Source organism: Bradyrhizobium sp. NBAIM14 (assembly GCF_020193895.1).
Classification (GTDB): Bacteria; Pseudomonadota; Alphaproteobacteria; order Rhizobiales; family Xanthobacteraceae; genus Bradyrhizobium; species Bradyrhizobium yuanmingense.
Genome location: NZ_JADYVQ010000005.1, coordinates 58,552 through 81,173, shown reverse-complemented (window position 1 = coordinate 81,173; position 22,622 = coordinate 58,552). Strand labels below are relative to the sequence as shown.

Below are 22,622 nucleotides of genomic sequence, written 5' to 3'. Positions count from 1 at the left end.
GGGCCGCGCGAGCCCACCATGATCTAACGCAAAGAAATAAGGCGGGCATGGCGTATGGCGCCTTTGCCCACCCTACAGGATCAAACTACTTCAGCGGCTCCAGGACGGAGACGTAGTTGGCGACGGCCGCGCCACCCATGTTGAAGATGCCGCCGAGCTTGGCGTTCTTGAGCTGCATGCCCTCGGGCGCCTGGCCCGCGAGCTGCATCGCGGTCATCACATGCATGGAGACGCCGGTGGCGCCGATCGGATGGCCCTTGGCCTTGAGGCCGCCGGACGGATTGACCGGCAGCTTGCCGTCCTTGAGCGTCCAGCCTTCTTTGATGGCGCGGGCGCCCTGCCCCTTCGGCGTCAGACCCATCGCTTCGTACTCGATCAGCTCGGCGACGGTGAAGCAGTCATGGGTCTCGACGAAGGAGAGATCGGACAGCGTGACACCGGCCTTCTCCAGCGCCCGCTGCCAGGCGACCGTGCAGCCCTCGAACTGCAGGATGTCGCGCTTACTCATCGGCAGGAAGTCCTGGGCGTGCGCAGTGGCACGGAAGCCGATCGACTTGGTCATGCCCTTGGCCGTCTCGGCATCGGCCAGCACCAGCGCAGCGGCGCCGTCGGAGACCAGCGAGCAGTCCGTCCGCTTCAGCGGGCCGGCGACATAGGGGTTCTTCTCGCTCTCGGCGCGGCAGAAGTCGAAGCCGAAGTCCTTGCGCATCTGGGCGAAGGGATTGGCGACGCCGTTCTTGTGGTTCTTGGCCGCGATCAGCGCCAGCGCATCGGACTGGTCGCCGTATTTCTGGAAGTAGGAGCTGGCGATCTTGCCGAACACGCCGGCGAAACCGCCGACCGTGTCGCCGTCCTCAGGGAGGTAGGAAGCCTTGAGCAGGTTCTTGCCGATCTCGGCGCTCGGCGTGCGCGTCATCTGCTCGACGCCGACGACCAGCACAATCTTGGCCGCCCCTGCGGCAATCGCGCGCAGGCCCTGATGCACGGCGGCAGATCCCGTGGCGCAGGCGTTCTCGACACGGGTCGCCGGCTTGAAGCGCAGCTTGGGATCAGCCTGCAGTACCAGCGACGCCGTGAAATCCTGCGGCGAGAAGCCGGCGTTGAAATGGCCGAGCACGATCTCGTCGACATCACCGGCCGAGATGCCGGCATCCGCCAGCGCCTCATTGGCGACGCGGGTGACGAGGCTTTCGACGGTTTCGGTGTCGAACTTGCCGAACGGCGTATGCGCCCATCCGACGATGCTGGCGGTCATGGTCATTTCTCCCTGGAGGCCTCTTCCTGAGCTAAGTCTTAGCCCAGGGATGGCAAGACTTCACGCGGCTTTCAGCGCCTTGAGGGTCCGCTCGCAGATGGCAGTTATGCCGGCCCAGTTCCCGGCCCGGATTTCCGCCGTCGGGCACAGCCAGGACCCGCCAACCGCAACGACATTGGGTTCAGCCAGCCAGGTCGCGGCATTGGCCTCGCCCACCCCGCCGGTCGGGCAGAACCGCACGTTCGGGAACGGCCCGCCGAGGGCGCGCAGGCCCTTGATGCCGCCGGCCTGCTCCGCCGGGAAGAACTTTGCGACGTCGAAACCGTAGGACAGCGCCATCATCAGTTCCGAGGCCGTGGCAATCCCCGGCGCGAACGGCAATGAGCTGTCGGTCGCGGCCTTGAGCAGATCGGGGGTCAGGCCCGGGCTGATGCCGAACGCGACGCCGAGCTTCTCGACCCGGCTGAAGTCGGCCGGATTGAGAATGGTGCCGATGCCGACGACCGCCTCGGGGACCTCGGTCATCACCGCGCGCGCCGCCTCGATCGCAACGGGGGTCCGCAAGGTCACCTCCAGCGTGCGGACACCGCCGGCAACCAGCGCGCGCGCCAGCGGCACCGCATCCTGGATGCGCTCGATGGTGAGGACGGGAATGACGGTCGCAGCCTTGAACAGCGCGACGAGGTGGTTCTGTTGGGCAGCCGTGGTCATGGGTCTCGATTCATTTGGTCGCTGTCTAATTGTTGGCCTGGCGGGACGCCGCCGGCCGGTGCCGCTTCTTCGGCGGCATGGCATAGCCCGGAATGATGGCGCCGGGATAGCAGATCACGAGGCTGGCGAGCCGATGTCCTGATAGGGCCGCCTCCACCGGCTCGGCGCCGGCGAGCCGGGCCGCGATATAGGCCGCGGCGAAGCTGTCGCCGGCGGCGGTGGTATCGATGACGGGCTTGGTCATGGGCTCGGCGCGGACCTCGCTGGCGCCGCCGGGGTAGCGCAACAGGCTCACCGGCTCGGGCAGACGGAACACCAGTTCCGGGGTTGGGATGCGCGCCATCAGCTGGTCGTGACTTTCGCCGGGATGGAGGGCGAGCAGATCCTCGGTCGAGGTCAGCACGATGTCGGCGGCTGCGAAGGCGGTCGCGAACACCTCCCGCGCGATATCGCGGTCCGGCCAGCCGCGCGCGCGGAAATTGGTGTCGAACACGAAGCGAGTGCCGAGCAGGCGCGCGCGCTTGATGGCGCCGAACAGGCGCTCGCGCCCGTCCGCGTCGTAGATCGAGAGCGTGATCGCAGAGAGATAGACGACGTCGTAGCTCATCAGCGAGTTGAGCAGCTCGTCCGTCTCCGGCAGGCCCATCAGCTGGCGCGCGGCCGCACTGTCGCGCCAATGGAAGAACTGGCGCTCGCCCTCCGCATCCGTCTGGATCATGTAGAGGCCGGGCAGCTTGCCCGCGAGCCGCACGACACGCCGCGTGCCGACGCCTTCCGCATTCCAGGCAGCGACCATCTCGTCGCTCAGGGCGTCATCGCCGAGCGCGGTGAGATAATCGACCTTGACGTCCAGCCGCGCCAGATACACCGCCGTGTTGAGGGTGTCGCCGCCGAAGCCGCGTGAGTACAGGCCACCGCCCTGCCCCTGCCCGGCGGACGCGCCGCCCTGGGCCTGCCGCAGCTCGACCATGCATTCGCCGATGCAAGCAACGCTCGCCATCATCAGGGCCCGCTCAGTCCGAGCTCAGGCGACGAAATTGCCGCCGAGCTCGTCTTCGATGTGAATGCGGATGATATCGTCGAACGTCTTCTCGGCGGTGGTGAAGCCGAGTTCGCGCGACCGCCTGGCATCGAAATTGCGCGGCCAGCCGCCGACGATGCCGACGATGAAGGGATCGGGCTCGCGCTTGATGCGCGCGGCGACCTTCTCGCCCGCAACCCGCTTCAAGGCGGCGATCTGCTCGCCGACCGTGGCCGATAGGCCCGGCATGGTCAGGTTGCGGCGCGGGCCGACAGTGGCGAGATCCATGGTGCCGGCGTGAAGCAGGAAGCCGACGGCCGAGCGAGGCGTCGCGTGCCAGTGGCGGACGTCCTCGGAGACCGGAAGGATCGCTTCCTTGCCGGCGAGCGGTTCGCGCAGAATGTTGGAGAAGAAGCCCGATGCCGCCTTGTTGGGCAGGCCCGGCCGGATGCAGATGGTCGGCAGGCGGATGCCGATGCCGTCAAGGAAGCCGCGGCGGGAATAATCGGCGAGCAGAAGTTCGCCGATCGCCTTCTGCGTGCCGTAGCTGAGCAGCGGGGTATGGAAGAACTCGTCGCCGATCGCATCGGGAAACGGCGCGCCGAACACTGCGATCGAGGACGTGAACACCACGCGCGGCTTGTAGCCGCCGCCCGCAAGGCGGATCGCATCGAGCAGCATCCGCGTGCCGTCGAGATTGATGCGATAGCCCTTGTCGAAGTCGAGCTCGGCCTCGCCGGAGACGATCGCGGCGAGATGGAAGATCACGTCGGGGCGACCTGCGATCAGTTTCTCAGCCGCGCCCGGGACGGCGAAATCGCCCGAGACGGTCTCGACGGCAAAACCGGCCTGCTCCGGCTTCTTCGGCTCGACCACGTCATGCATGGTCAGCTTGGTGATATCGCTCTTGCCGAGCCGGCCGTCGCGCAGCAGCCGTTCACAGAGCTTGCGGCCGACCATGCCGGCGGCGCCGAGAACCAGAATGTGCAAGAGCTCAACTCCTTCTTATTGGCCGGACTTATTGGCCGGAGCGCGCCGCTCTTGAAACCATTGGCGCGCCCTCGGCAAGCCCCGCGATCATTCCTTCACGGCGCCGGTCATCGCCGACACATAATGCTCCACGAAGAAGGCGTAAAGGATCACGAGCGGCAGCGAGCCGGCCAGCGCGCCCGCCATCAGCGAGCCCCAGCGGTAGATGTCACCGTCCACGAACTCGTTCACGATCGCGACCGGCACCGTCTTGTTGCTGGTCGATTGCAGGAAGGTCAGGGCGTAGATGAACTCGTTCCAGCACAGCGTGAAGCAGAAGATGAAGGCCGAGATCAGGCCGGGAATGGCCAGCGGCACGACGATCTTGATCAGGATCTGCCAGCGGCTCGCCCCGTCGATCAGCGCGCATTCCTCGAGCTCGAAGGGGATGGTCTTGAAATAGCCCATCAACAGCCAGGTCGAGAACGGGATCAGGATGGTCGGATAGGTCAGGATCAGCGCCAGCGGCGAATCGAACAGGCCGTACTGATACACGACCGTGGCGAGCGGAATGAACAGGATCGACGGCGGCACCAGATAGGCGAGGAAGATCAGCCCGCCGACGAGATTGGCGCCCTTGTAACGCAAGCGCACGATGGCGTAGGCGGCGAACACCGAGGCGATGATCGAGAGCACCGTCGCGCAGATCGCCACGTACATCGTGTTCCAGAGCCAGTACGGATAGTAGCTCTCGAACAGCAGCTTGTGGAAGTGCTTGAAGGTCGGATTCCAGGTCCAGAACGGATTGTACTTGTCGAGGTCGAGCAGCTGCTCGTCGGGCTTCACCGAGGTCAGCGCCATCCAGTAGAACGGGAACAGCAGGACGACGACGATGATGGCGAGCGGCAGGTACAGCGTCACCAGCCTGCGCGGCACCGACTGCAGATAGCTCATGCCCTCGCTGTGATCATCCTTCGCGACTGTCGGAGCCGAGCTATGCAGGACGGCCTTGAGATCGATCCGCGAGGTGGGGAGATCAGTCATTGTTTTCTCCCTGCTGCCACTTGCGACGCTGCAGGCCGAACCAGGACACCATGATGGCGGCGAGCAGGAACGGGATCATCGCACTGGAGATCGCGGCGCCCTCGCCGAGCTGCCCGGCGATGATCGCACGCTGATAGGACAGGGTCGCCATCAGATGAGTGGCGTTGACCGGGCCGCCACGCGTCATCGCCCAGATCAGCTGGAAGTCGGTGAAGGTGAACAGGACCGAGAAGGTCATCACGACGGCGATGATCGGCGTCAAGAGCGGATAGGTGATGTAGCGGAAATTCTGCCAGCGCGTGGCGCCGTCGAGCGTCGCGGCTTCATAGAGCGACGGCGAGACGGTCTGGAGGCCTGCGAGCAGCGTGATCGCGACGAACGGCACGCCGCGCCAGATATTGGCGAAGATCACGCAAATGCGTGCCCAGGTCGTGTCGCCGAGGAAGTTGATGTTCTGGTTGATCAGGCCGAGCTGCTTCAGCGACCAGGAGATGATCGAGAATTGCGAGTCGAAGATCCACCAGAAGGCGAGCGCGGAGAGCACCGTCGGAACGATGAAGGGGATGAGCACCATCGCGCGCAGCATCGCCTTGAACGGCATGTGCTCGTTGAGCAGCAGCGCGAGGTAAAGGCCGATGCCGAATTTGAAGGCGCTGGCGACGAAGGTGTAGAGCAGCGTGTTGAACACCGACAGCCAGAAGATGGAATCGTCCCACAGCCATTCGTAGTTCTCGAAGGCGATGAACTGTCCGACCCTGCCGATGCGCGTGTCCGTGAAGGACAGCCAGATGCCCAGCCCCAGCGGATAGGCCAGGAAGAAGATCAGGAACACCATGGCCGGCACCATGAACCAGAAGCCGAGCCAATTGCGATTGTGTTTAAGCTGGGCCCAGGCGCCAGCCTCGGTCATCTGAGGCTTGGCCCGGGGAATTGCGACATCAGCCATGCCCGATATCCCTGATCGAAATGTTGACGAGCGGGCGACCCAAGAGGCGCCCGCCCCGTGACTGTTCAGCGATAGATGCGCTTCAGCTGGCGCTCGGCTTCCGCCATCGCGCCCTTCGCATCCTTGGCGCCGGTGCAGTAATTGGCGAACATGTCGACGACGATGAAGTCGGCGATCGCGGTTGCCGCCTTCTCGCCGACGGTGCCGATGCCCGACGCCGGCAGCGTGCGCTTGGAGGCCTGCGAGAACACGGCGTTCTTGGGATCGGCCGTCCAGATCGGCGCCGATTCATAGGCGTTCAGGGTCTGCGTCAGATAGCCCTGCGCGCCGGCCAGCCACTTCTCGTAGTTCTCCTTCTCCAGCATGAAGGCGACGAAGGCCTTTGCCGCATTCGGATATTTGGTGAAGTTGAAGGCGAGGATCGGCAGCGCCAGCTGCAGCTCGGTCGGCTTGCCGACCGGACCGACCGGCCAGAGCGCGTGATAGGTGTCCTCGGTGAGCTCCTTCTTGCTGGGATCGGTCTTGGCGGCGACGTAGATCGAGATGCCGTTCGCCGTGCAATAGAGCTCGCCGGCGAGATACGCCTTGTTGTTGGAGGAATCGTTCCAGGACGCCGTGCCCGGAATGAAGTTGTCGTACAGCGCCTTGCAATATTCCAGCGCCTTCGCCGTCTCCGGCGAATTGATGACGATCTTGTCGTTCTGGTCGACCGTGTAGGCACCGTGGCCCCACAGCACCCAGTGCAGCCAGGAATTGCCGTCGCCCGAGGCGTGACCGAGCGCGAAGCCGGCCGGCGTGTTGTTGGCCTTGAGCGCCTTGCACATCTCGAGGAAGCCGGGGAAGTCCTTCGGGAATTCCTTGAAGCCAGCCTTGTCGAGCGCCGACTTGCGGTAGGTCATGTAACCGCCGTTGGTCGCGACGGGAATGCCGAGCCAGTCGTTGCCGAGCTTGCAGGTCTTGGCCGCCGCATCGGTCCAGCCGCCGTATTTGTTGCCGAGATAATCGGCGACATCATTCATCTTCAGCACTTTGGTCGGGAAAAGCTGCGGCAGGGTGTGCAGACCCCAGGCGAGATCGAGGCCGGAGCCGGTGTTGGCCGCAACCGAGGCCTTCGGCTGCACGTCCTCGAAGGACTCGCTGAAGGTGTTCATCTCGGTGCCGGTCGCGGCCTTGAACGCCGCCACCATCGCGTTGAACGCATCGTCCTCCGCCGGCACGAAGCGCTTCCAGCGCATCACCGTCAGCTTGGCGCCGGGCTCGGCCTTCCAGGGCGCGCTCTGCGCCCAGGCCTTGGCGAAGTCGAACAGTGCCGGCCCCGTCAGCATGCCGGTCGCAGCCAAAGCGGTGCCGCCTTGAAGCAGAGACCGGCGGGTAAAGTCTTGCATGTTGTCCTCCCTGTGATGCTTTTTGTCGTCTTATGCCTTGTCGTCTGATGCGTTAGGCGTTCATGCGTTTGCCCGTCGCATCGTCGAACAGATGGACCAGCGATGGCTCGGGCTTCAGCCGCACCTTGTCGCCCGGATTGAACTGGTGACGCTCGCGGAAGACCGCGACGACCTGCTCGCCGCCGAGCTTGGCAAACACCTGCGTCTCCGAGCCGGTCGGCTCGACGACGATGATCTCGGCCTCGGCGCCGTCATCGGCGATGGTGAAGTGCTCCGGCCGCACGCCATAGACCGCAGGACGGCCGTCGGAATTGGCGGGCGCGGTCTTGAGCGGGAGCTTGACGCCGTTCGGTCCTTCGAAGCTCGCAACGCCGTTGACGCGCACATGGCCTTTGAGGAAGTTCATGGCAGGCGAGCCGATGAAGCCGGCGACGAACTGGTTGTCGGGCTTGTCGTAGAGCTCGAGCGGGGTGCCCATCTGCTCGACGATGCCGTCATGCATGACAACGATCTTGTCGGCCATGGTCATGGCCTCGATCTGGTCGTGGGTGACGTAGACGGTCGTCGTCTTCAGCCGCTGGTGCAGCTCCTTGATCTCGGTGCGCATGGCCACGCGCAGCTTGGCGTCCAGGTTCGACAACGGCTCGTCGAACAGGAACACCTGCGGATCGCGCACGATGGCGCGGCCCATGGCGACGCGCTGGCGCTGACCGCCGGAGAGCTGTCGCGGATAGCGGTCGAGCAGCGGCGACAGCGCGAGGATCTCGGCGGCGCGCTTGACGCGCTTGTTGATCTCGTCCGAGCTGGCATTCCGCAGCTTGAGCGAGAAGCCCATGTTGTCGGCGACCGTCATGTGCGGATAGAGCGCGTAGTTCTGGAAGACCATCGCAATGTCCCGCTCCTTGGGCTGGACATTGTTGACGACGCGGTCGCCGATCGAGATCGTCCCGGAAGTGATGTTCTCGAGGCCGGCGAGCATGCGCAGAAGCGTCGACTTGCCGCAGCCGGAGGGGCCGACCAGGACGACGAACTGGCCGTCCTCGATCGGAATCGTCACGCCGTGCAGGACTTCAAAATTGCCGAACGATTTCCGCACGTCGCGGATTTGCACAGACGACATCTAGCTCCCTCCTCGAAAGTCCACGGCGCCTCTCGCGCCGCGACCGTCTTGTTTTTCGGACTTTACCGAACCAGGCCCGATATTAGCGGGCAACATTGTCGGTAGTTTGTGCGGTTTTGGCAATTTGTCTTTGGTTAGTCGTTGCTGGTAGCGCTGTCAACGTTCCTTTGTTTGCGGGACTGACTGTGTTAAGAGCAGCAAATGGGTCGAAAACGCACCAAGTCAGGCAAAATCCGGCTGGCCGAAGTGGCCGAGCTCGCCGGCGTCAGCCCGATTACCGCGTCGCGCTTTTTCCGCAATCCGGAGGCCCTGTCGGTCGCGAAGCGGACGCGGGTCGAGAGCGCCGCCAAGGAGCTCGGCTATGTGCCCAACCTTGCCGCGCGCGCCCTCGCCTCGCAACGCACCGAGGTCATCGGTGTCCTGATCCCATCGCTCACCAATAACGTGTTCTCGGACGTGCTGCGCGGCATCTATGACGCCTCCGAAGGCAGCCGCTACTCGATCCAGTTGTCAAACACGCGCTACAGCATTCTCCAGGAAGAGAAGTTGCTGCGTCTGTTTCTGGCGCAGAAGCCGGCCGGGCTGATCGTCACCGGGATCGACCAGACCGCGGAGTCCCGCGCGATGCTTCAGGCCGCGGACTGTCCGATCGTGCAGATCATGGAGATCGGCCCGGACCCGGTCGACATGATGATCGGCTTTTCGCACTATGATGCGGCCCGCGCGGCGATCGCGCATCTGTTCGAGCAAGGTCACCGCAAGGTCGGCTTCGTCGGCGCGAGGATGGATCCCAGGGTGCAGCGGCGGCTGGACGGATATGTCTCGGCCATGAAGGACGCCGGATCGTTCGACCAGCGCCTGGTGGTCACGACGGCGACGCCGACCTCGGTGACGCTCGGCGGCGCCCTGTTCACCGATCTGCTGGCGCGCGAGCCGGACATCGATGCGGTGTTCTGCGCCAACGACGACCTCGCGCTCGGCGTGCTGTTCGAATGCCGGCGCCGGGAGATCGCAGTCCCCGGGCAGATCGCGATCGTCGGCTTCAACGATCTCGAATTCATGGCCGCCGCCGTCCCCACCCTCACCAGCGTCCGCACCAACCGCTATGAGATGGGCAAGACGGCCGCCACCATGCTGATCGACGCGATCGAGGGCCGCCGCCCGGAGCAGCCGGTGCTCGATCTCGGCTTCAAGGTGATCGAGCGGCAAAGCTCGTCGGCGCGACGTTCGGACAGCAGGCCAGCCGTATCAGCCGCGGGCGCGGCGAACAAAATGATAGCGTTACCAAGCAGCCACGACTAGTATCGGAATCGTGAGGAAACGACCCGCCAGCGGGAAGGCAGATCATCGCGCGCGCCGTTGGGCACCGCACATGCCGCACCATGAGACGGACGGTAGTCGCGTTTGCATTGCAGGAGAAACCAATGACAAAGAAACCAACCAACGGGCATGCCGCCGGCAGCAACGGTACCCGCCGCCATCTTCGCTCGCAGGAATGGTTCAACAACCCGCACAACCCGGGCATGACCGCGCTCTACATGGAGCGTTACCTGAATTACGGCCTCACCCGCGCCGAGCTGCAATCCGGCAAGCCGATCATCGGCATCGCCCAGACCGGCAACGATCTGTCCCCCTGCAACCGCCATCATCTCGAGCTCGCGCACCGCGTCCGCGAAGGCATCCGCGAGGCCGGCGGCATCGCGATGGAATTCCCGACCCATCCCATTCAGGAGACCGGCAAGCGACCGACCGCGGCGCTCGACCGTAACCTCGCTTATCTCGGCCTCGTCGAAATTCTCTACGGCTATCCGCTCGACGGCGTGGTGCTGACCACCGGCTGCGACAAGACCACGCCGGCCTGCATGATGGCGGCGGCGACGGTGAACCTGCCCGCGATCGTGCTGTCGGGCGGCCCGATGCTGAACGGCTGGCACAATGGCGAGCGCACCGGCTCCGGCACCATCGTCTGGAAATCGCGCGAGCGGCTCGCGGCCGGCGAGATCGACTATGAAGAGTTCATGGAGATCGTGGCCTCCTCGGCGCCCTCGGTCGGCCATTGCAACACCATGGGGACGGCCTCGACCATGAACGGGCTTGCCGAAGCGCTCGGCTTCTCGCTGCCGGGCTGCGCGGCGATCCCGGCGCCCTATCGCGAGCGCGGCCAGATCGCTTACGAGACCGGAAAACGCATCGTCGAGATGGTCTGGGAGGATTTGAAGCCTTCCGACATCCTGACCCGCAAGGCGTTCGAGAACTGCATCGTGATCAATTCGGCGATCGGCGGCTCGACCAACGCGCCGATCCACATCAACGCCCTCGCCCGCCATATCGGCGTCGAGCTGTCGATCGAGGACTGGCAGAAGTTCGGCCACGACGTGCCGCTCCTGGTCAACATGCAGCCGGCCGGCTTCTATCTCGGCGAGGAATTTCACCGCGCCGGCGGCGTGCCCGCCGTGGTGCGCGAGTTGATGAAGCACAAGCGCATCCATGAGGACGCGGTCACGGTCAACGGCCGCGGCATCGGCGAGAACTGCAAGAACGCGCCCGCTCCCGACAACGACGTGATCTGGGCTTACGACAAGCCGCTGGTGAAGGACGCCGGCTTCCTGGTGCTGAAGGGCAATCTGTTCGATTCCGCGATCATGAAGACAAGCGTGATCTCCAAGGAATTCCGCGACCGCTACCTCAGCAACCCGAAGGACCTCAATGCCTTCGAGGGCCGCGCCATCGTGTTCGAGGGGCCGGAGGATTATCACGAGCGGATCGACGATCCCTCGCTCGACATCGACGAGCGCTGCGTGCTGTTCATCCGCGGCACCGGCCCGATCGGCTACCCCGGTGGCGCCGAGGTTGTGAACATGCAGCCGCCGGCGGCGCTGATCAAACGCGGCATCCTGTCCCTGCCCTGCATCGGCGACGGTCGCCAGTCCGGCACCTCGGGCTCGCCCTCGATCCTGAACGCCTCGCCGGAAGCTGCCGCCAATGGCGGTCTTGCCGTCCTAAAGACCGGCGACAAGGTGCGCATCGACCTCAACAAGGGCAGCGCCAACATCCTGATCTCGGACGAGGAGCTGAAGAAGCGCCATGCCGAGCTCAAGGCCAGCGGCGGCTTCAAGCATCCGCCGAACCAGACGCCGTGGCAGGAGATCTATCGCAACACCGTCGGCCAGCAATCGACCGGCGCCTGCATGGAGCTCGCCACGCGCTACCAGAACGTCGCCGGTACGTTCGGTGTGGCGCGGGACAATCACTGACACGGTCATTCCGGGGCGCGACGCAGTCGCGAGCCCGGAATCCATTCATCCACCGGCGCTGTGGCGCGATGGATTCCGGGTTCGCGCCAAGAGGCGCGCCCCGGAATGACGAAGGAAAATTCGCAGGAGAAACAACATGGCAGACCGCCTCAAGGGAAAGCGCGCCGTCGTCACGGCTGCCGCGGCAGGCATTGGGCGCGCTTGCGCCATCGCGTTCGCGCGTGAAGGCGCAACCGTCATCGCCACCGACATCAACGAAGCCGGCATCGCGAGCCTGACGAAGGAAGGCATCGCCGAGGTCGCAAAGCTCGACGTCCGCAACACCGCCGACGTCAACGCCTTCGCCAAGCGCGTCGGCAAGATCGACATCCTGCTCAACGCCGCCGGCTTCGTGCATCACGGCACCATCCTGGAATGTTCGGAAGAGGACTTCGACTTCTCGTTCGACCTCAACGTCAAGTCGATGCACCGGACCATCAAGGCTTTCCTGCCCGACATGATCGCCGGCGGCGGCGGCAGCATCGTCAACATCTCGTCCTGCGCAGCCTTGCGGCCGCCGGCGAACCGCTACGTCTACAGCTCGTCGAAGGCGGCGGTGTCGCTGCTGTCGCGCGCGGTCGCGCTCGACTTCATCACCAAGGGCATCCGCTGCAACTCGATCTGTCCCGGCACCGTCGAGACGCCTTCGATGCTCGACCGCGCGGCAGCCCAGGGCCCGCAGGGCAAGGAGATGTTCATCTCGCGCCAGAAGATGGGCCGGCTCGGCACCGCCGAGGAGATCGCCGCGATGGCGGTCTATCTCGGCAGCGACGAGAGCGCCTTCACCACCGGCGTCGATCTCGTCGTCGACGGCGGCTACATGCTCTGACGCAGGAAGGCCTCCGGCATGAACAAGATCGATCTCAACGGCCGCATCGCTATCGTCACCGGCGGCGCGCAGGGCTTTGGCCGCGCCATCACCGAGCGCTTCGTCGCCTCCGGCGCCAAGGTCGCGATCTGGGACTTTGACGCCGCGCTGGCCGAGAAGACGGCAAAGGAGATCGGCGGCGAAACGAAAGTCTTCAAGGTCGACGTCACCGACACGGCGGCCGTCGAGCAGGCACGCGATGCGACGCTCAAGGCCTTCGGCAAGATCGACATTCTCGTCAACAACGCCGGCATCGCCGGCGTCAACAAGCCGGTCTGGGAGACCGACCTGGAGGAATGGCGCAAGGTGCTGCGCATCAACCTCGACGGCCCCTTCATCGTCTCCAAGGCGATCGTGCCCGAAATGCTCAAGCAGAAATACGGGCGGATCGTGAACATCGCCTCGATCGCCGGCAAGGAAGGCAACCCGAACGCCGCGCATTATTCGGCGTCCAAGGCCGGCCTGATCGCGCTGACGAAGTCGCTCGGCAAGGAGCTCGCCGCCCATGACATCCTCGTCAACGCGGTGACACCGGCGGCGGCGAAGACGGCGATCTTCGACCAGATGACGCAGCAGCATATCGACTTCATGCTGTCGAAGATCCCGAAGGGGCGCTTCGTGCTGGTGGAAGAGCTCGCCGCGATGGTGAGCTGGCTCGCATCCCAGGATTGCGCCTTCTCGACCGGTGCGGTGTTCGACATCTCGGGCGGGCGCGCGACCTATTGAGGACATCATGATCCGGGAAGGTGGTTGCCTGTGCGGCGCGGTGCGTTTTAAGGCGGAGGGCGAGCCGCTCAACGTCCGCATCTGCCATTGCCGCATCTGCCAGAAGGCGATGGGCTCGCCCTACTTCGCCCGCGCCCAGTTCGACCAGCGCGCGCTCAGCGTCGAGGGCGAGACTGCACGCTACGCCTCCTCGGAGAATATCGATCGCGTGTTCTGCAAGCGCTGCGGCACGCGGCTTTTCGCCTGGCGCCGCAACGGCACGCTAGCGGGCGTTGCGCTCGCCACCTTCGATGATCGTAACGCCTTTGCGCCGACCGAGCACATCTGGGTGTCGGAAAAGCTCGCCTGGGTGAAGCTCGACGACGGCTTGGTGCAATATCCCGGGACGATCCCGGCGTGACTTTGCGCGACTGCACGGCGGCCGGCCGAAGCATCCATCTGCAGCGTGGCAATTCGGAACCGGCCACCCTATGTTGAGCCGAAGCGTTGCTGCGCCGGTTTGGTCAGGACGGTTGCAAGGCCGCTAGCTAACCGAAATGGATGAGCTGTGAACATTTCCTTGTACGACCTGTCGGTGTGGGTGCTTCCCCTCGTGCTCGCCATCACCTTCCATGAGGCCGCGCATGCCTTCGTCGCGGACCGGCTCGGGGACAACACGGCCGCGCAGCTCGGCCGCGTCAGCTTCAATCCTATCAGGCATATCGACCCGTTCGGCACCGTCATCCTGCCGGCGATGCTGCTGTTCGCGCATTCGCCGTTCCTGTTCGGCTACGCCAAGCCGGTGCCGGTAAACTTCCGCAAGCTGAACAATCCCAGGCTCGACATGGTCTGGGTAGCGCTGGCCGGACCCGCCACCAACATCCTGCTGGCGCTCGCCACCGCCCTCGCCTTCCATGCCCTGCCGCTGGTGCCCGCGAGCGCGGCGAAATGGGTTGCCGACAACCTCAAGAATGCCCTCATCATCAACGCCATCCTGGCCGTCTTCAACATGATGCCGATCCCGCCGCTGGACGGCGGCCGCGTCGCGGTCGGGCTGCTGCCGCGCCCCCTGGCCTTGCCGCTCGCCCGGCTCGAGCCGTTCGGTATGTTGATCCTGATCGGGCTCTTGATCCTGCTGCCGCTGGCGGGCTCGCAGTTAGGTCTAAATCTTGATGTTATTTCAGCAATACTGCGGACGTTGACCGGTTATGTGATTCAGGCTGTTCTCTTCCTGACCGGCAATGCGTAGTTGAACCGGAACACCCGAACACGAGCCGAAAGGCCAGAGGCCGACTTGGTCAAAGCTGCCGATATGCTGATCGCGCGACGCGCCGACACCCGCGCCCGCGCCGATTTTGCCACCTGGAAGATGATGGCTAAGCTCAACGGGGCGTCCGCGCTGCCTCCGGAGGCCCAGGAGTTCCTGAGCAGCTACAGGAACCTGCTGGCGCAGATGAGCGAAGGCGAAGCCACCGAGGCCACCATCGGTGCGATCTACAAGGCCTATTACGTCGAGATGGGTGGCGCTGGAACGCCGCCCGACGTGCGTCCGCGCGAGGCCGAGCCGGCAGCGGATAATGTTACCGCTTTCCGGCGCCCGGCGCCGAAGCCGAAAAGCGCTGGTTTCTTCGGGACAGGCGCGGCCAGCGGAGCCCAGAAACGGCCCCTGCCCGTGGCGCTGATCTTCGCCTGCCTGGTGGTGGTCTATGTCGGGATCCGGCTCTACTGGCGTTGAGCCGACTTCTTGTTGGCGGTCTTCTTCGATTTCTCAGGGGCGAAGCTGATCTCGAGGGTGCGCTCGAAACGCTCCTCGGTCAGTTGAACCGGAGGCGGCTCGAAAGGATCCGCCTTGCGAACCATCGAGATCGCAGCTGCATCGTAGGCGGCGTCGCCGGACGACGCGATCACGTCGACCGAGACCACATTTCCCTTTCGGTTGAGCGCGAAACTCACCGTGACCTTCTGATTGGCGTTCTCTCTGCCTTCCGGATTGATCTGGTGCTGCTTGATACGCGCACTGATTTTCTTGTTCCAGTCCACCGTGATCTTCAGGATGTCCTTGCCGAGCCCAACCACCGGCGCCAGGGCCTTTTCGGCCTCGCGCGTTGCGTCCTCGAACGTTTGCCGGGCCATATCAACCTGCTTTGGGGCAGCCTCCATGGCGGGCGTTTCAACGGCAGCCGCCTTCGGATCGTCGTCCTGCTCCTTCTTCGCAACCTTTTCGCTGACAATGCGATCGGGATCCTCGGCCTCTTGCGGTCGATCTTGAGGAAGTTCCGTCTCCTTCAGTTCGGCCTTCTGCTCTGGAAGCTCCGGGCGCTCCTCTTGTGCCGCGGAGTCGTTTGGTCCGGTCGGCAAATCGGATTCCTGAGCCTCCGGCGAAGCCATCTCGACGGCGAACTCGGCTCCGGCCGCGCCGAGACCATCGCCGTCGTCGTCGCCGTGCAAATGCGCCAGCGCGAGCGCAGCACCGCCGAGATGCAGGGCGAGCGCGGCCGCCGCCGCCAGGATCCAGAGCTTCCGGGATGGTCTCGGTTCGTCCGCCATCGTTCCGTCTTCTTAAGGCTGGGCGGCGCCTGCCACAGGCGCCCCCGGTGCGCCTTCCAGCGCGACCAGCTTCACCCGCGTATAGCCGCCCGAGCGCAAGAGCTCCATCACGCCCATCAACTCGCCATAGGGCACCGAGCGATCAGCGCGCAGGAAAACGTACTTATCCTTGCTCATCTCGGAAAGGCCGTCGAGGGTTCCGATCAACTCGGCCCGGTGAACGGCGTTCTCCCCGATCGCGAGCGTCAGATCGGGCTTGATGCTGAGATAAGTCGGCTTGTCCGGCTTCTTCTGCGGCGTCGCACTCGACGTCGGCAGATCGATCGGCAGGTCGACCGTGGACAGCGGCGCGGCGACCATGAAGATGATCAGCAGCACCAGGATGACGTCGATGAACGGCGTGACGTTGATGTCATGCGTTTCCGAGAAATCGTCGTCGTCATCATTGTCAGCGAGCGAAACGGCCATGGTCTACTCCGCCGCGCGCGAATGCACGCTGCCGTGGCTGCGGTCGAGATCACGCGACAGCAGTCGCCCCGCCGCGCCCGAGGCGCGGCTGACGAGCTCGAGATAGCCTTTCGTCACGCGCGAGAAGTGGTTGTAGATGATGACGGCGGGAATGGCGGCGACGAGGCCGATCGCGGTGGCGAGCAGCGCCTCGGCGATGCCGGGCGCGACCACGGCGAGGTTCGTGGTCTGCGACTTCGAGATGCCGATGAAGCTGTTCATGATGCCCCAGACCGTGCCGAACAGGCCGACGAAGGGCGAGGTCGAGCCGATGGTCGCGAGCACGCCCATGCCGATCCGGATGCGCCGTTGCTCCGCGCGCACGATCTCGGAAAAGCTCGAGGCGGCGCGTTCCTTGATGCCGGCATCGCTGGACAGGCCAGCCGACATCCGCGCTTCGCGCAACGCCGCCGCAAGGAACGACGGCAGGATGCCCTCCTTGGTGCCGAGCGCCATCTGCGCTTCGGCAAGCGAGCGCGCCTCCGCAATCTTCTTCAACGCCGCACGCAGCTTGCCGGAGGCGACCGACAGCTCGATCGACTTGGCGATGAAGACGGTCCAGGTCATCAGCGAAGCGAAGGCGAGCCCGATCATCACCGCCTTCACGATGACGTCTGCCGACATAAACATCACCCAGGGCGACAATTCCTTCATGGCCGCAGCCTCGGGCTTCGCACCCGCGGGATTGGCGGCCACCGGGGCGGCGCCCACGACGGCGGGAGCCGTCGAGGCCGCAGGCGCAGCTGCCGGGGGGACGGTCCCGGCAGCGGACGGCTGAGCCGTCGATGGGGCCGGTGCCGGCGGGCTCTGCGTCTGGGCGGAAACGGGGGATGCGAGCCAGGCAGACGCCAGCATCAAGGCTGCGGCAAGGCTTGCTTGGAAGGAGATGGTCTTCATACTTCGGCCCAGTAGCGAATGAGATTGTGATAGATACCCGTCAATTTGACCGTTTCGGGATCGTCACGCCCGAGCCGTTCCACCAGCGCCTGTATCGCGGTGTCGAGGCCATAGATCATGCTCCGGGCTTGATCGTCCCGTATCATGCTCTGAAGCCAGAAGAAAGACGCAACCCGCGTCCCCCTGGTCACGGGGGCGACGAGAGGTGCTGGAGGATAGAGCACAAGGCCCTCCAATTCCTGTCGTTCACACGCGTCGAACGAATGTCGCCTGTTGGTATCGGCCACACAATTGCGGGTCAATGCGTGCCGTTCGCGAGAACCCTTGAATAGATCAAGATCAAAACGATTCTAAACTGCCCCGCTCTCTGAGCGAAGGATGCGTCCTAAACGCAAATCGATTGCTGGCCACTCGATCGCCGCTCTGGGTTTCATCAGCCACAGCAACTCGTCGACGGTCTTCGCAACGGCGCGCACGCGATCGGTGCTGTCCATGCCGGCGATGTTGGCGCCGTTGACAACGGCTTTGATCTCGTCGCGAAAGTCGGTGAGGAAGCACAAGGGATCGCGCTGCTCGTTGGTGACACGCGATCAATCCCTCGATCAGCATCTGGCACGCGATCAGCTTGCCGTTCAGCTCGTCCATGCTTTGCTCCGTCGCTGCGGCGCCGAAATGGACGATGCCGAAATCCATGGTAACCGAAACGGCTACGAGGCGACTTAGAACCGTTCTTGCGGCAGATCCGAAAGGCAGCGCGGCGCGGGGCCGATCGGTCCCGAGCACACTGCTCCGCGTGCTACGCAAGACTTGCACGCCGGCCGATCGCGGCGGGAAAACGCGGCATTGCACGTCGCCGCGCCAACGAGCTGCCTACACGGTGCAAAGCTTTCCAATTGTTTAGGATTCTCACCCGATAGTGCTGTTTACTCTGGAAGTTGGCGTGTATTATACATCATGCTGGAACCGTACGATTGCCCCGATATTCGTAGCCGAGGGCATACGAGCCGACACGAGACGACATGAACAAGTCCCGGCCGATCCTTTGGCTTCTGATCATCGCGGCCGTGGCTTCTGCGGGCTATTATGGTTGGCAGAAATTCGGCACGTCCGAGGCGGGAAAAACCCAGACCGCACAAAAAGGCCCGCCTCGCCCCTCCGCCGTCCCGGTCAGCGTTGCGCCGGTTCAGAAGACCGACTTTCCGGTCTATCTCACTGGTCTCGGCACGGTTCAGGGCTTTAACACGGTCCAGGTCCGAAGCCGTGTGGATGGCCAGATCGACAAGCTCGAATTCAGGGAAGGCCAGATCGTCAAGCAGGGCGATCTCCTGGTTTCGATCGATCCCCGTCCCTATCAGGCCGCGCTTGACCAGGCCAAGGCCAAGAAGGCGCAGGACGAGGCCAGTCTCGCCAACGCCAATCTCGAGCTCCAGCGCGCCACGAAGCTCGGCGAATTCGCCACCGCCCAGCGCGTCGACACACAGCGCTCCACCGTCGCTCAGCTCACCGCCCAGATCGCCGCCGACGATGCCGCGATCTCCAACGCCCAGACCCAGCTCGATTACACCCAGATCAAGGCGCCGATCACCGGCGTGGCAGGCCTGCGTCAGGTCGACATCGGCAACATCGTCAACGCTTCGTCGCAGACCGCCATCGTCACGATCTCGCAGGTCGAGCCGATCGCGGTGATCTTCACCGCGCCGGAAGACCAGCTCCCCTATATCAGCGAAGGCCACAAGGCCGGCGCGCTCAAGGTGATCGCCTTCACCACCGACGGCAAGAGGACGCTGGCCGAGGGCAAGCTCGCGGTGATCAACAACCAGGTCGACGCGACCAGCGGCACGATCCGGCTCAAGGCGGTGTTCGACAACAAGGAAAGAACGCTGTGGCCGGGGCAATCGGTCTCGACGCGGCTCCTGGTGCGAACGCTGAAGGATGCGACGGTCGTTCCGGATGACGCGGTCCAGCGCTCCACCAACGGACTCTATGCCTATACGGTCAACCAGGACAACAAGGCCGAACTGCACAAGATCAAGGTCAGCTATGGCATCGACGGTCATTCGGTCATCGAGGAAGGATTGAGCCCCGGTCAGCAGGTGATCGTCGGCGGACAGTTCAAGGTGCAGCCCGGAAGCCTGGTGTCGACGGCGGTAGCAAGCTCGGATCCGACCCAGAACAAGGTTCGACAGCAATGATCGGGGGCGGGATTTCGGCGCCTTTCATCCGATATCCCATCGGCACCTCGCTGCTGATGGCCGGCATTCTCTTCGTCGGCCTGGTCGCCTATCCCCTGCTCCCGGTCGCGCCCCTGCCGCAGGTGGACTTTCCGACCATTCAGGTCACCGCCAATTTGCCCGGCGGCAGCCCCGAGACCATGGCTTCGTCGGTGGCGCAGCCGCTCGAGCGGCAATTCGCCCAGATTCCTGGCATCGCGCAGATGACCTCGACGAGCTATCTGGGCACGGCGTCGATCACCATCCAATTCGACCTCAACCGCAACATCGACGGCGCCGCCAACGACGTACAGGGTGCCATCAACGCGGCCAGCGGCCAGTTGCCGAGGAACCTGCCGTCGCCCCCGACCTACCGCAAGGTCAACCCCGCCGACGCGCCGATCCTGCTACTGTCGGCGACATCGGAGACGCTGCCGCTGACCAGCGTCAGCGATGCCGTCGACACCCAGCTCGCCCAGCAGATCAGCCAGCTCTCGGGCGTCGCCCAGGTCTTCATCGGCGGCCAGCAGAAACCCTCGATCCGCATTCAGGTCGATCCCGCAAAGCTGGTCGCCAAGGGCTTGTCGATGGAGGATATCCGCAGCCAGATCGCGATCACCACGGTCGACAGCCCCAAGGGCAATATCGACGGCGAGAAGCGGGCCTATACGATCTACGCCAACGACCAGCTCACCCACGCGAAGGACTGGAACGACGTCATCATCGCCTATCGCAACGGCGCTCCGTTGCGAATCCGCGATATCGGCCAAGCGGTCACCGCTGCCGAAGACGCCAAGCAGGCGGCGTGGGCCAACGGCAAGCGCGGCGTGTTCCTGGTGATCTTCAAGCAGCCCGGCGCCAACGTCATCGAAACCGTCGACAGGATCAAGGCGACCCTCCCTCGTCTCGTGGCGGCGATCCCGCCCGCGATCAAGATCGAGCTCATCAGCGACCGCACCGCGACCATCCGTGCCGCGGTCGAGGACGTCCAGTTCACGCTGCTCTTGACCATTGTGCTCGTGGTCATGGTCATCTTCATCTTCCTGCGCAGCTTCTGGGCGACGGTCATTCCCACCGTCACGGTTCCGCTGGCGTTGCTGGGCGCGTGCGCCCTGATGTGGCCGGTCGGCTATTCGCTCGACAATCTGTCGCTGATGGCACTCACCATCGCGGTCGGTTTCGTGGTGGACGACGCCATCGTGATGCTCGAGAACATCACGCGCTACATCGAGGAAGGCGACTCGCCGATGGAGGCCGCCTTCAAGGGTTCCAAGGAAATCGGCTTCACGATCGTCTCCATCAGCATCTCGCTGGTCGCGGTGCTGATCCCGCTGCTCCTGATGGGCGGCATTATCGGGCGCCTGTTCCGCGAATTCGCCGTGGTGCTGGCGATGACGATCTTCGTTTCGATGTTCGTATCGCTGACGCTGACGCCGATGATGGCCTCACGCTTCCTGCGCGCCCATGGTGAGGTGCAGCACGGCCGCTTCTATCAATGGAGCGAGCGCGCCTTCGACGCGATGCTGCGCGGCTACGAATATGTGCTCGATCACGCCCTCGCCTGGCGGCGCACCACGCTCGCGATCTTCTTCGTCACGCTCGGCCTGTCGATCTACCTGTTCGTGCTGATCCCCAAGGGCTTCTTCCCGCAGCAGGACGTCGGCCTGATCACGGCCACGTCCGAAGCCTCGCAGGACATCTCGTTCAAGGAGATGGTGAGACGCCAGGAGCAACTCGGCAAGATCATCCTGGCCGATCCCGACGTTGCCAGCGTTGCCATGTCGATCGGTGGCAGCGGCCGTGCCGGCAACAACGGCAACCTGTTCATCACGCTGAAGCCGCGCAATGAGCGTGACGCTTCGGCCCAGCAGATCATCGCGCGTCTGCGTCCGCAGTTCGACAAGGTCCAGGGCGCCCGCCTCTACATGCAGGCGGCCCAGGACGTGCGGCTCGGCGGTCGACCCACGCGCACTCAGTTCGAATTCACGCTGCAAGACGCCAATCTGGACGAGCTGAACGAATGGGCGCCGAAGATCCTTGGCAAGATGCAGACACTGCCGGAGCTGCGCGACGTCGCGACCGACCAGCAGACGCAGGGCACGACGGTCCAGCTCAAGATCAACCGCGACACCGCCGCCCGCTACGGCATCCAGCCCCAGCTGATCGACGATACGCTGTATGATTCCTTCGGACAGCGGCAGGTCACGCAATATTTCACGCAGCTCAACACCTACAAGGTGATCCTGGAAGTCCTGCCGGAGATGCAGGGCGATCTCGAGACGCTGAACAAGCTCTACGTGAAATCGCCGCTGACCGGCGACCAGGTGCCGCTGTCGACCTTCGCGAGCTGGACCACCGATCCGGTCCGCCCGCTCTCGATCAGCCATCAAGGCCAGTTCCCGTCGATCACGATCAGCTTCAATCTCGCGCAAGGCGTCGCGCTCGGCCAGGCCACCGAGGCCGTGCAGAAGGCGATGGCGGAGCTCGGGACGCCGCCCACGCTGAATTCGAGCTTCCAGGGCACCGCGCAGGCGTTCCAGCAATCGCTCGGCACCGTGCCGCTCCTGATCCTCGCCGCGCTGGTCGTGGTCTATCTGATCCTTGGCATTCTCTACGAGAGCTACATCCATCCGATCACGATTTTGTCGACGCTACCCTCGGCCGGCGTCGGCGCGCTCGCGATCCTGATGGCGGCCGGATTCGACTTCAGCCTGATCGCGCTGATCGGCATCATTCTCCTGATCGGCATCGTGAAGAAGAACGGCATCATGATGGTGGACTTCGCGATTGCCGCCGAGCGCGACGAGCACAAGACGCCGGAGGAATCGATCCGCCAGGCCGCACTGCTGCGCTTCCGCCCGATCATGATGACGACGATGGCGGCCCTGCTCGGCGGCGTGCCCCTCATGCTCGGCCACGGCACCGGCGCCGAAATCCGCCAGCCGCTCGGCTACGCCATGGTCGGCGGCCTGATCGTCAGTCAGGCGCTGACGCTGTTCACCACGCCGGTCGTCTATCTCTACCTCGACAAGCTCAACAACTGGTTCTCGACCTGGGGCCGTTCGGACGACGAAGGCGAGGAGACGCCCGAGCACGGCAGCGTCAAGGAAGCCGCCGAGTAAGCTTGCGCCGCGCCTGCCGCGA

General features: G+C 64.2%; 20 protein-coding genes and 2 pseudogenes. 9 read left to right on the top strand and 13 right to left on the bottom strand.

Annotation, left to right across the window (positions count from 1 at the left end):
* Nucleotides 1-85 precede the first annotated feature (85 nt).
* The 8 genes from I6F28_RS14680 to I6F28_RS14645 form a co-directional block, all read right to left on the bottom strand.
* Entirely contained in the window at nucleotides 86-1,255 is a 1,170-nt protein-coding gene (locus I6F28_RS14680) for an acetyl-CoA acetyltransferase (RefSeq protein WP_027571779.1), read from the bottom strand.
* Between the two features lie 60 nt (nucleotides 1,256-1,315).
* On the bottom strand, nucleotides 1,316-1,966 hold the full coding sequence (locus I6F28_RS14675; protein WP_192893238.1) for a bifunctional 4-hydroxy-2-oxoglutarate aldolase/2-dehydro-3-deoxy-phosphogluconate aldolase: 651 nt from the start codon (nucleotides 1,964-1,966) through the stop codon (nucleotides 1,316-1,318).
* Between the two features lie 25 nt (nucleotides 1,967-1,991).
* On the bottom strand, nucleotides 1,992-2,966 hold the full coding sequence (locus I6F28_RS14670; protein WP_225140357.1) for a sugar kinase: 975 nt from the start codon (nucleotides 2,964-2,966) through the stop codon (nucleotides 1,992-1,994).
* A gap of 24 nt (nucleotides 2,967-2,990) precedes the next feature.
* Complete coding sequence (gene denD / locus I6F28_RS14665) at nucleotides 2,991-3,977, bottom strand: D-erythronate dehydrogenase (RefSeq protein WP_036022474.1); 987 nt, start codon at nucleotides 3,975-3,977, stop codon at nucleotides 2,991-2,993.
* Nucleotides 3,978-4,064: 87 nt separating this feature from the next.
* On the bottom strand, nucleotides 4,065-5,000 hold the full coding sequence (locus tag I6F28_RS14660; protein WP_036022472.1) for a carbohydrate ABC transporter permease: 936 nt from the start codon (nucleotides 4,998-5,000) through the stop codon (nucleotides 4,065-4,067).
* Complete coding sequence (locus tag I6F28_RS14655) at nucleotides 4,993-5,910, bottom strand: carbohydrate ABC transporter permease (protein WP_193375039.1); 918 nt, start codon at nucleotides 5,908-5,910, stop codon at nucleotides 4,993-4,995. Before I6F28_RS14655 ends, I6F28_RS14660 begins: the two co-directional genes overlap by 8 nt.
* Nucleotides 5,911-6,011: 101 nt before the next feature.
* Nucleotides 6,012-7,331, bottom strand: a complete 1,320-nt coding sequence (locus tag I6F28_RS14650; protein WP_036022467.1) for an ABC transporter substrate-binding protein — start codon at nucleotides 7,329-7,331, stop codon at nucleotides 6,012-6,014.
* Nucleotides 7,332-7,383: 52 nt separating this feature from the next.
* Nucleotides 7,384-8,451 (bottom strand): ABC transporter ATP-binding protein, encoded by a 1,068-nt coding sequence (locus I6F28_RS14645; RefSeq protein ID WP_036001178.1) that lies wholly within the window; start codon nucleotides 8,449-8,451, stop codon nucleotides 7,384-7,386.
* A gap of 201 nt (nucleotides 8,452-8,652) precedes the next feature.
* Here I6F28_RS14645 and gntR point away from each other — a divergent pair, with 201 nt between their 5' ends.
* The 7 genes from gntR (at nucleotide 8,653) to I6F28_RS14610 (ending at nucleotide 15,052) form a co-directional block, all read left to right on the top strand.
* Nucleotides 8,653-9,753, top strand: coding sequence for an HTH-type transcriptional regulator GntR (gntR, locus tag I6F28_RS14640; protein WP_036022457.1), 1,101 nt, complete (start codon nucleotides 8,653-8,655; stop codon nucleotides 9,751-9,753).
* 122 nt (nucleotides 9,754-9,875) lie between these two features.
* On the top strand, nucleotides 9,876-11,705 hold the full coding sequence (locus tag I6F28_RS14635; RefSeq protein ID WP_036001184.1) for an IlvD/Edd family dehydratase: 1,830 nt from the start codon (nucleotides 9,876-9,878) through the stop codon (nucleotides 11,703-11,705).
* A gap of 136 nt (nucleotides 11,706-11,841) precedes the next feature.
* Complete coding sequence (locus I6F28_RS14630; protein WP_036001186.1) at nucleotides 11,842-12,573, top strand: SDR family oxidoreductase; 732 nt, start codon at nucleotides 11,842-11,844, stop codon at nucleotides 12,571-12,573.
* A gap of 18 nt (nucleotides 12,574-12,591) precedes the next feature.
* Nucleotides 12,592-13,338, top strand: a complete 747-nt coding sequence (locus tag I6F28_RS14625) for an SDR family NAD(P)-dependent oxidoreductase (RefSeq protein ID WP_036022452.1) — start codon at nucleotides 12,592-12,594, stop codon at nucleotides 13,336-13,338.
* A gap of 7 nt (nucleotides 13,339-13,345) precedes the next feature.
* Nucleotides 13,346-13,738, top strand: a complete 393-nt coding sequence (locus I6F28_RS14620) for a GFA family protein (RefSeq protein ID WP_036022450.1) — start codon at nucleotides 13,346-13,348, stop codon at nucleotides 13,736-13,738.
* Between the two features lie 147 nt (nucleotides 13,739-13,885).
* The gene (locus tag I6F28_RS14615; RefSeq protein WP_036022448.1) at nucleotides 13,886-14,566 is read left to right on the top strand and encodes a site-2 protease family protein; all 681 of its coding nucleotides are present in this window, start codon (nucleotides 13,886-13,888) and stop codon (nucleotides 14,564-14,566) included.
* A 63-nt stretch (nucleotides 14,567-14,629) separates the two neighbouring features.
* Nucleotides 14,630-15,052 (top strand): hypothetical protein, encoded by a 423-nt coding sequence (locus I6F28_RS14610; RefSeq protein ID WP_036034307.1) that lies wholly within the window; start codon nucleotides 14,630-14,632, stop codon nucleotides 15,050-15,052.
* On the opposite strand, the gene I6F28_RS14605 is transcribed toward I6F28_RS14610, so the two are convergent.
* The 5 genes and pseudogenes from I6F28_RS14605 to I6F28_RS14585 all read right to left on the bottom strand — a co-directional run bounded on the left by I6F28_RS14605 (nucleotide 15,040) and on the right by I6F28_RS14585 (nucleotide 17,913).
* Nucleotides 15,040-15,864, bottom strand: coding sequence for a TonB family protein (locus tag I6F28_RS14605; RefSeq protein ID WP_036001198.1), 825 nt, complete (start codon nucleotides 15,862-15,864; stop codon nucleotides 15,040-15,042). The two genes, I6F28_RS14610 and I6F28_RS14605, sit on opposite strands and share 13 nt — an antisense overlap.
* 12 nt (nucleotides 15,865-15,876) lie before the next feature.
* A complete protein-coding gene (gene exbD / locus I6F28_RS14600) occupies nucleotides 15,877-16,332 on the bottom strand; it encodes a TonB system transport protein ExbD (protein WP_036001202.1) in 456 nt (151 codons plus the stop codon).
* 3 nt (nucleotides 16,333-16,335) lie between these two features.
* Complete coding sequence (gene exbB, locus I6F28_RS14595; protein WP_225112193.1) at nucleotides 16,336-17,268, bottom strand: tonB-system energizer ExbB; 933 nt, start codon at nucleotides 17,266-17,268, stop codon at nucleotides 16,336-16,338.
* Nucleotides 17,265-17,471: pseudogene (locus I6F28_RS14590) on the bottom strand (PKHD-type hydroxylase); the annotation flags it as partial. The pseudogene I6F28_RS14590 and the gene exbB, both read right to left, overlap by 4 nt.
* 147 nt (nucleotides 17,472-17,618) lie before the next feature.
* Nucleotides 17,619-17,913: pseudogene (locus I6F28_RS14585) on the bottom strand (hypothetical protein).
* Between the two features lie 374 nt (nucleotides 17,914-18,287).
* On the opposite strand from I6F28_RS14585, the gene I6F28_RS14580 reads away from it, so the two are divergent.
* Together I6F28_RS14580 and I6F28_RS14575 are read left to right on the top strand one after the other, a co-directional pair.
* A complete protein-coding gene (locus I6F28_RS14580; RefSeq protein ID WP_225140184.1) occupies nucleotides 18,288-19,460 on the top strand; it encodes an efflux RND transporter periplasmic adaptor subunit in 1,173 nt (390 codons plus the stop codon).
* Complete coding sequence (locus I6F28_RS14575) at nucleotides 19,457-22,600, top strand: multidrug efflux RND transporter permease subunit (protein ID WP_036022406.1); 3,144 nt, start codon at nucleotides 19,457-19,459, stop codon at nucleotides 22,598-22,600. Before I6F28_RS14580 ends, I6F28_RS14575 begins: the two co-directional genes overlap by 4 nt.
* Nucleotides 22,601-22,622: the final 22 nt, after the last annotated feature.

What these genes read in the sequence shown, in the direction of transcription:
- I6F28_RS14605 (WP_036001198.1), bottom strand. Translation starts at nt 15,864, where the DNA reads ATGGCGGACGAACCGAGACCATCCCGGAAGCTCTGGATCCTGGCGGCG.
- I6F28_RS14610 (WP_036034307.1), top strand. Translation starts at nt 14,630, where the DNA reads ATGCTGATCGCGCGACGCGCCGACACCCGCGCCCGCGCCGATTTTGCC.
- I6F28_RS14620 (WP_036022450.1), top strand. Translation starts at nt 13,346, where the DNA reads ATGATCCGGGAAGGTGGTTGCCTGTGCGGCGCGGTGCGTTTTAAGGCG.
- I6F28_RS14645 (WP_036001178.1), bottom strand. Translation starts at nt 8,451, where the DNA reads ATGTCGTCTGTGCAAATCCGCGACGTGCGGAAATCGTTCGGCAATTTT.
- I6F28_RS14630 (WP_036001186.1), top strand. Translation starts at nt 11,842, where the DNA reads ATGGCAGACCGCCTCAAGGGAAAGCGCGCCGTCGTCACGGCTGCCGCG.
- I6F28_RS14625 (WP_036022452.1), top strand. Translation starts at nt 12,592, where the DNA reads ATGAACAAGATCGATCTCAACGGCCGCATCGCTATCGTCACCGGCGGC.
- exbB (WP_225112193.1), bottom strand. Translation starts at nt 17,268, where the DNA reads ATGAAGACCATCTCCTTCCAAGCAAGCCTTGCCGCAGCCTTGATGCTG.
- I6F28_RS14580 (WP_225140184.1), top strand. Translation starts at nt 18,288, where the DNA reads ATGAACAAGTCCCGGCCGATCCTTTGGCTTCTGATCATCGCGGCCGTG.
- I6F28_RS14660 (WP_036022472.1), bottom strand. Translation starts at nt 5,000, where the DNA reads ATGACTGATCTCCCCACCTCGCGGATCGATCTCAAGGCCGTCCTGCAT.
- I6F28_RS14680 (WP_027571779.1), bottom strand. Translation starts at nt 1,255, where the DNA reads ATGACCGCCAGCATCGTCGGATGGGCGCATACGCCGTTCGGCAAGTTC.
- gntR (WP_036022457.1), top strand. Translation starts at nt 8,653, where the DNA reads ATGGGTCGAAAACGCACCAAGTCAGGCAAAATCCGGCTGGCCGAAGTG.
- exbD (WP_036001202.1), bottom strand. Translation starts at nt 16,332, where the DNA reads ATGGCCGTTTCGCTCGCTGACAATGATGACGACGACGATTTCTCGGAA.
- I6F28_RS14650 (WP_036022467.1), bottom strand. Translation starts at nt 7,331, where the DNA reads ATGCAAGACTTTACCCGCCGGTCTCTGCTTCAAGGCGGCACCGCTTTG.
- I6F28_RS14670 (WP_225140357.1), bottom strand. Translation starts at nt 2,966, where the DNA reads ATGGCGAGCGTTGCTTGCATCGGCGAATGCATGGTCGAGCTGCGGCAG.
- I6F28_RS14675 (WP_192893238.1), bottom strand. Translation starts at nt 1,966, where the DNA reads ATGACCACGGCTGCCCAACAGAACCACCTCGTCGCGCTGTTCAAGGCT.
- I6F28_RS14575 (WP_036022406.1), top strand. Translation starts at nt 19,457, where the DNA reads ATGATCGGGGGCGGGATTTCGGCGCCTTTCATCCGATATCCCATCGGC.
- I6F28_RS14655 (WP_193375039.1), bottom strand. Translation starts at nt 5,910, where the DNA reads ATGACCGAGGCTGGCGCCTGGGCCCAGCTTAAACACAATCGCAATTGG.
- I6F28_RS14635 (WP_036001184.1), top strand. Translation starts at nt 9,876, where the DNA reads ATGACAAAGAAACCAACCAACGGGCATGCCGCCGGCAGCAACGGTACC.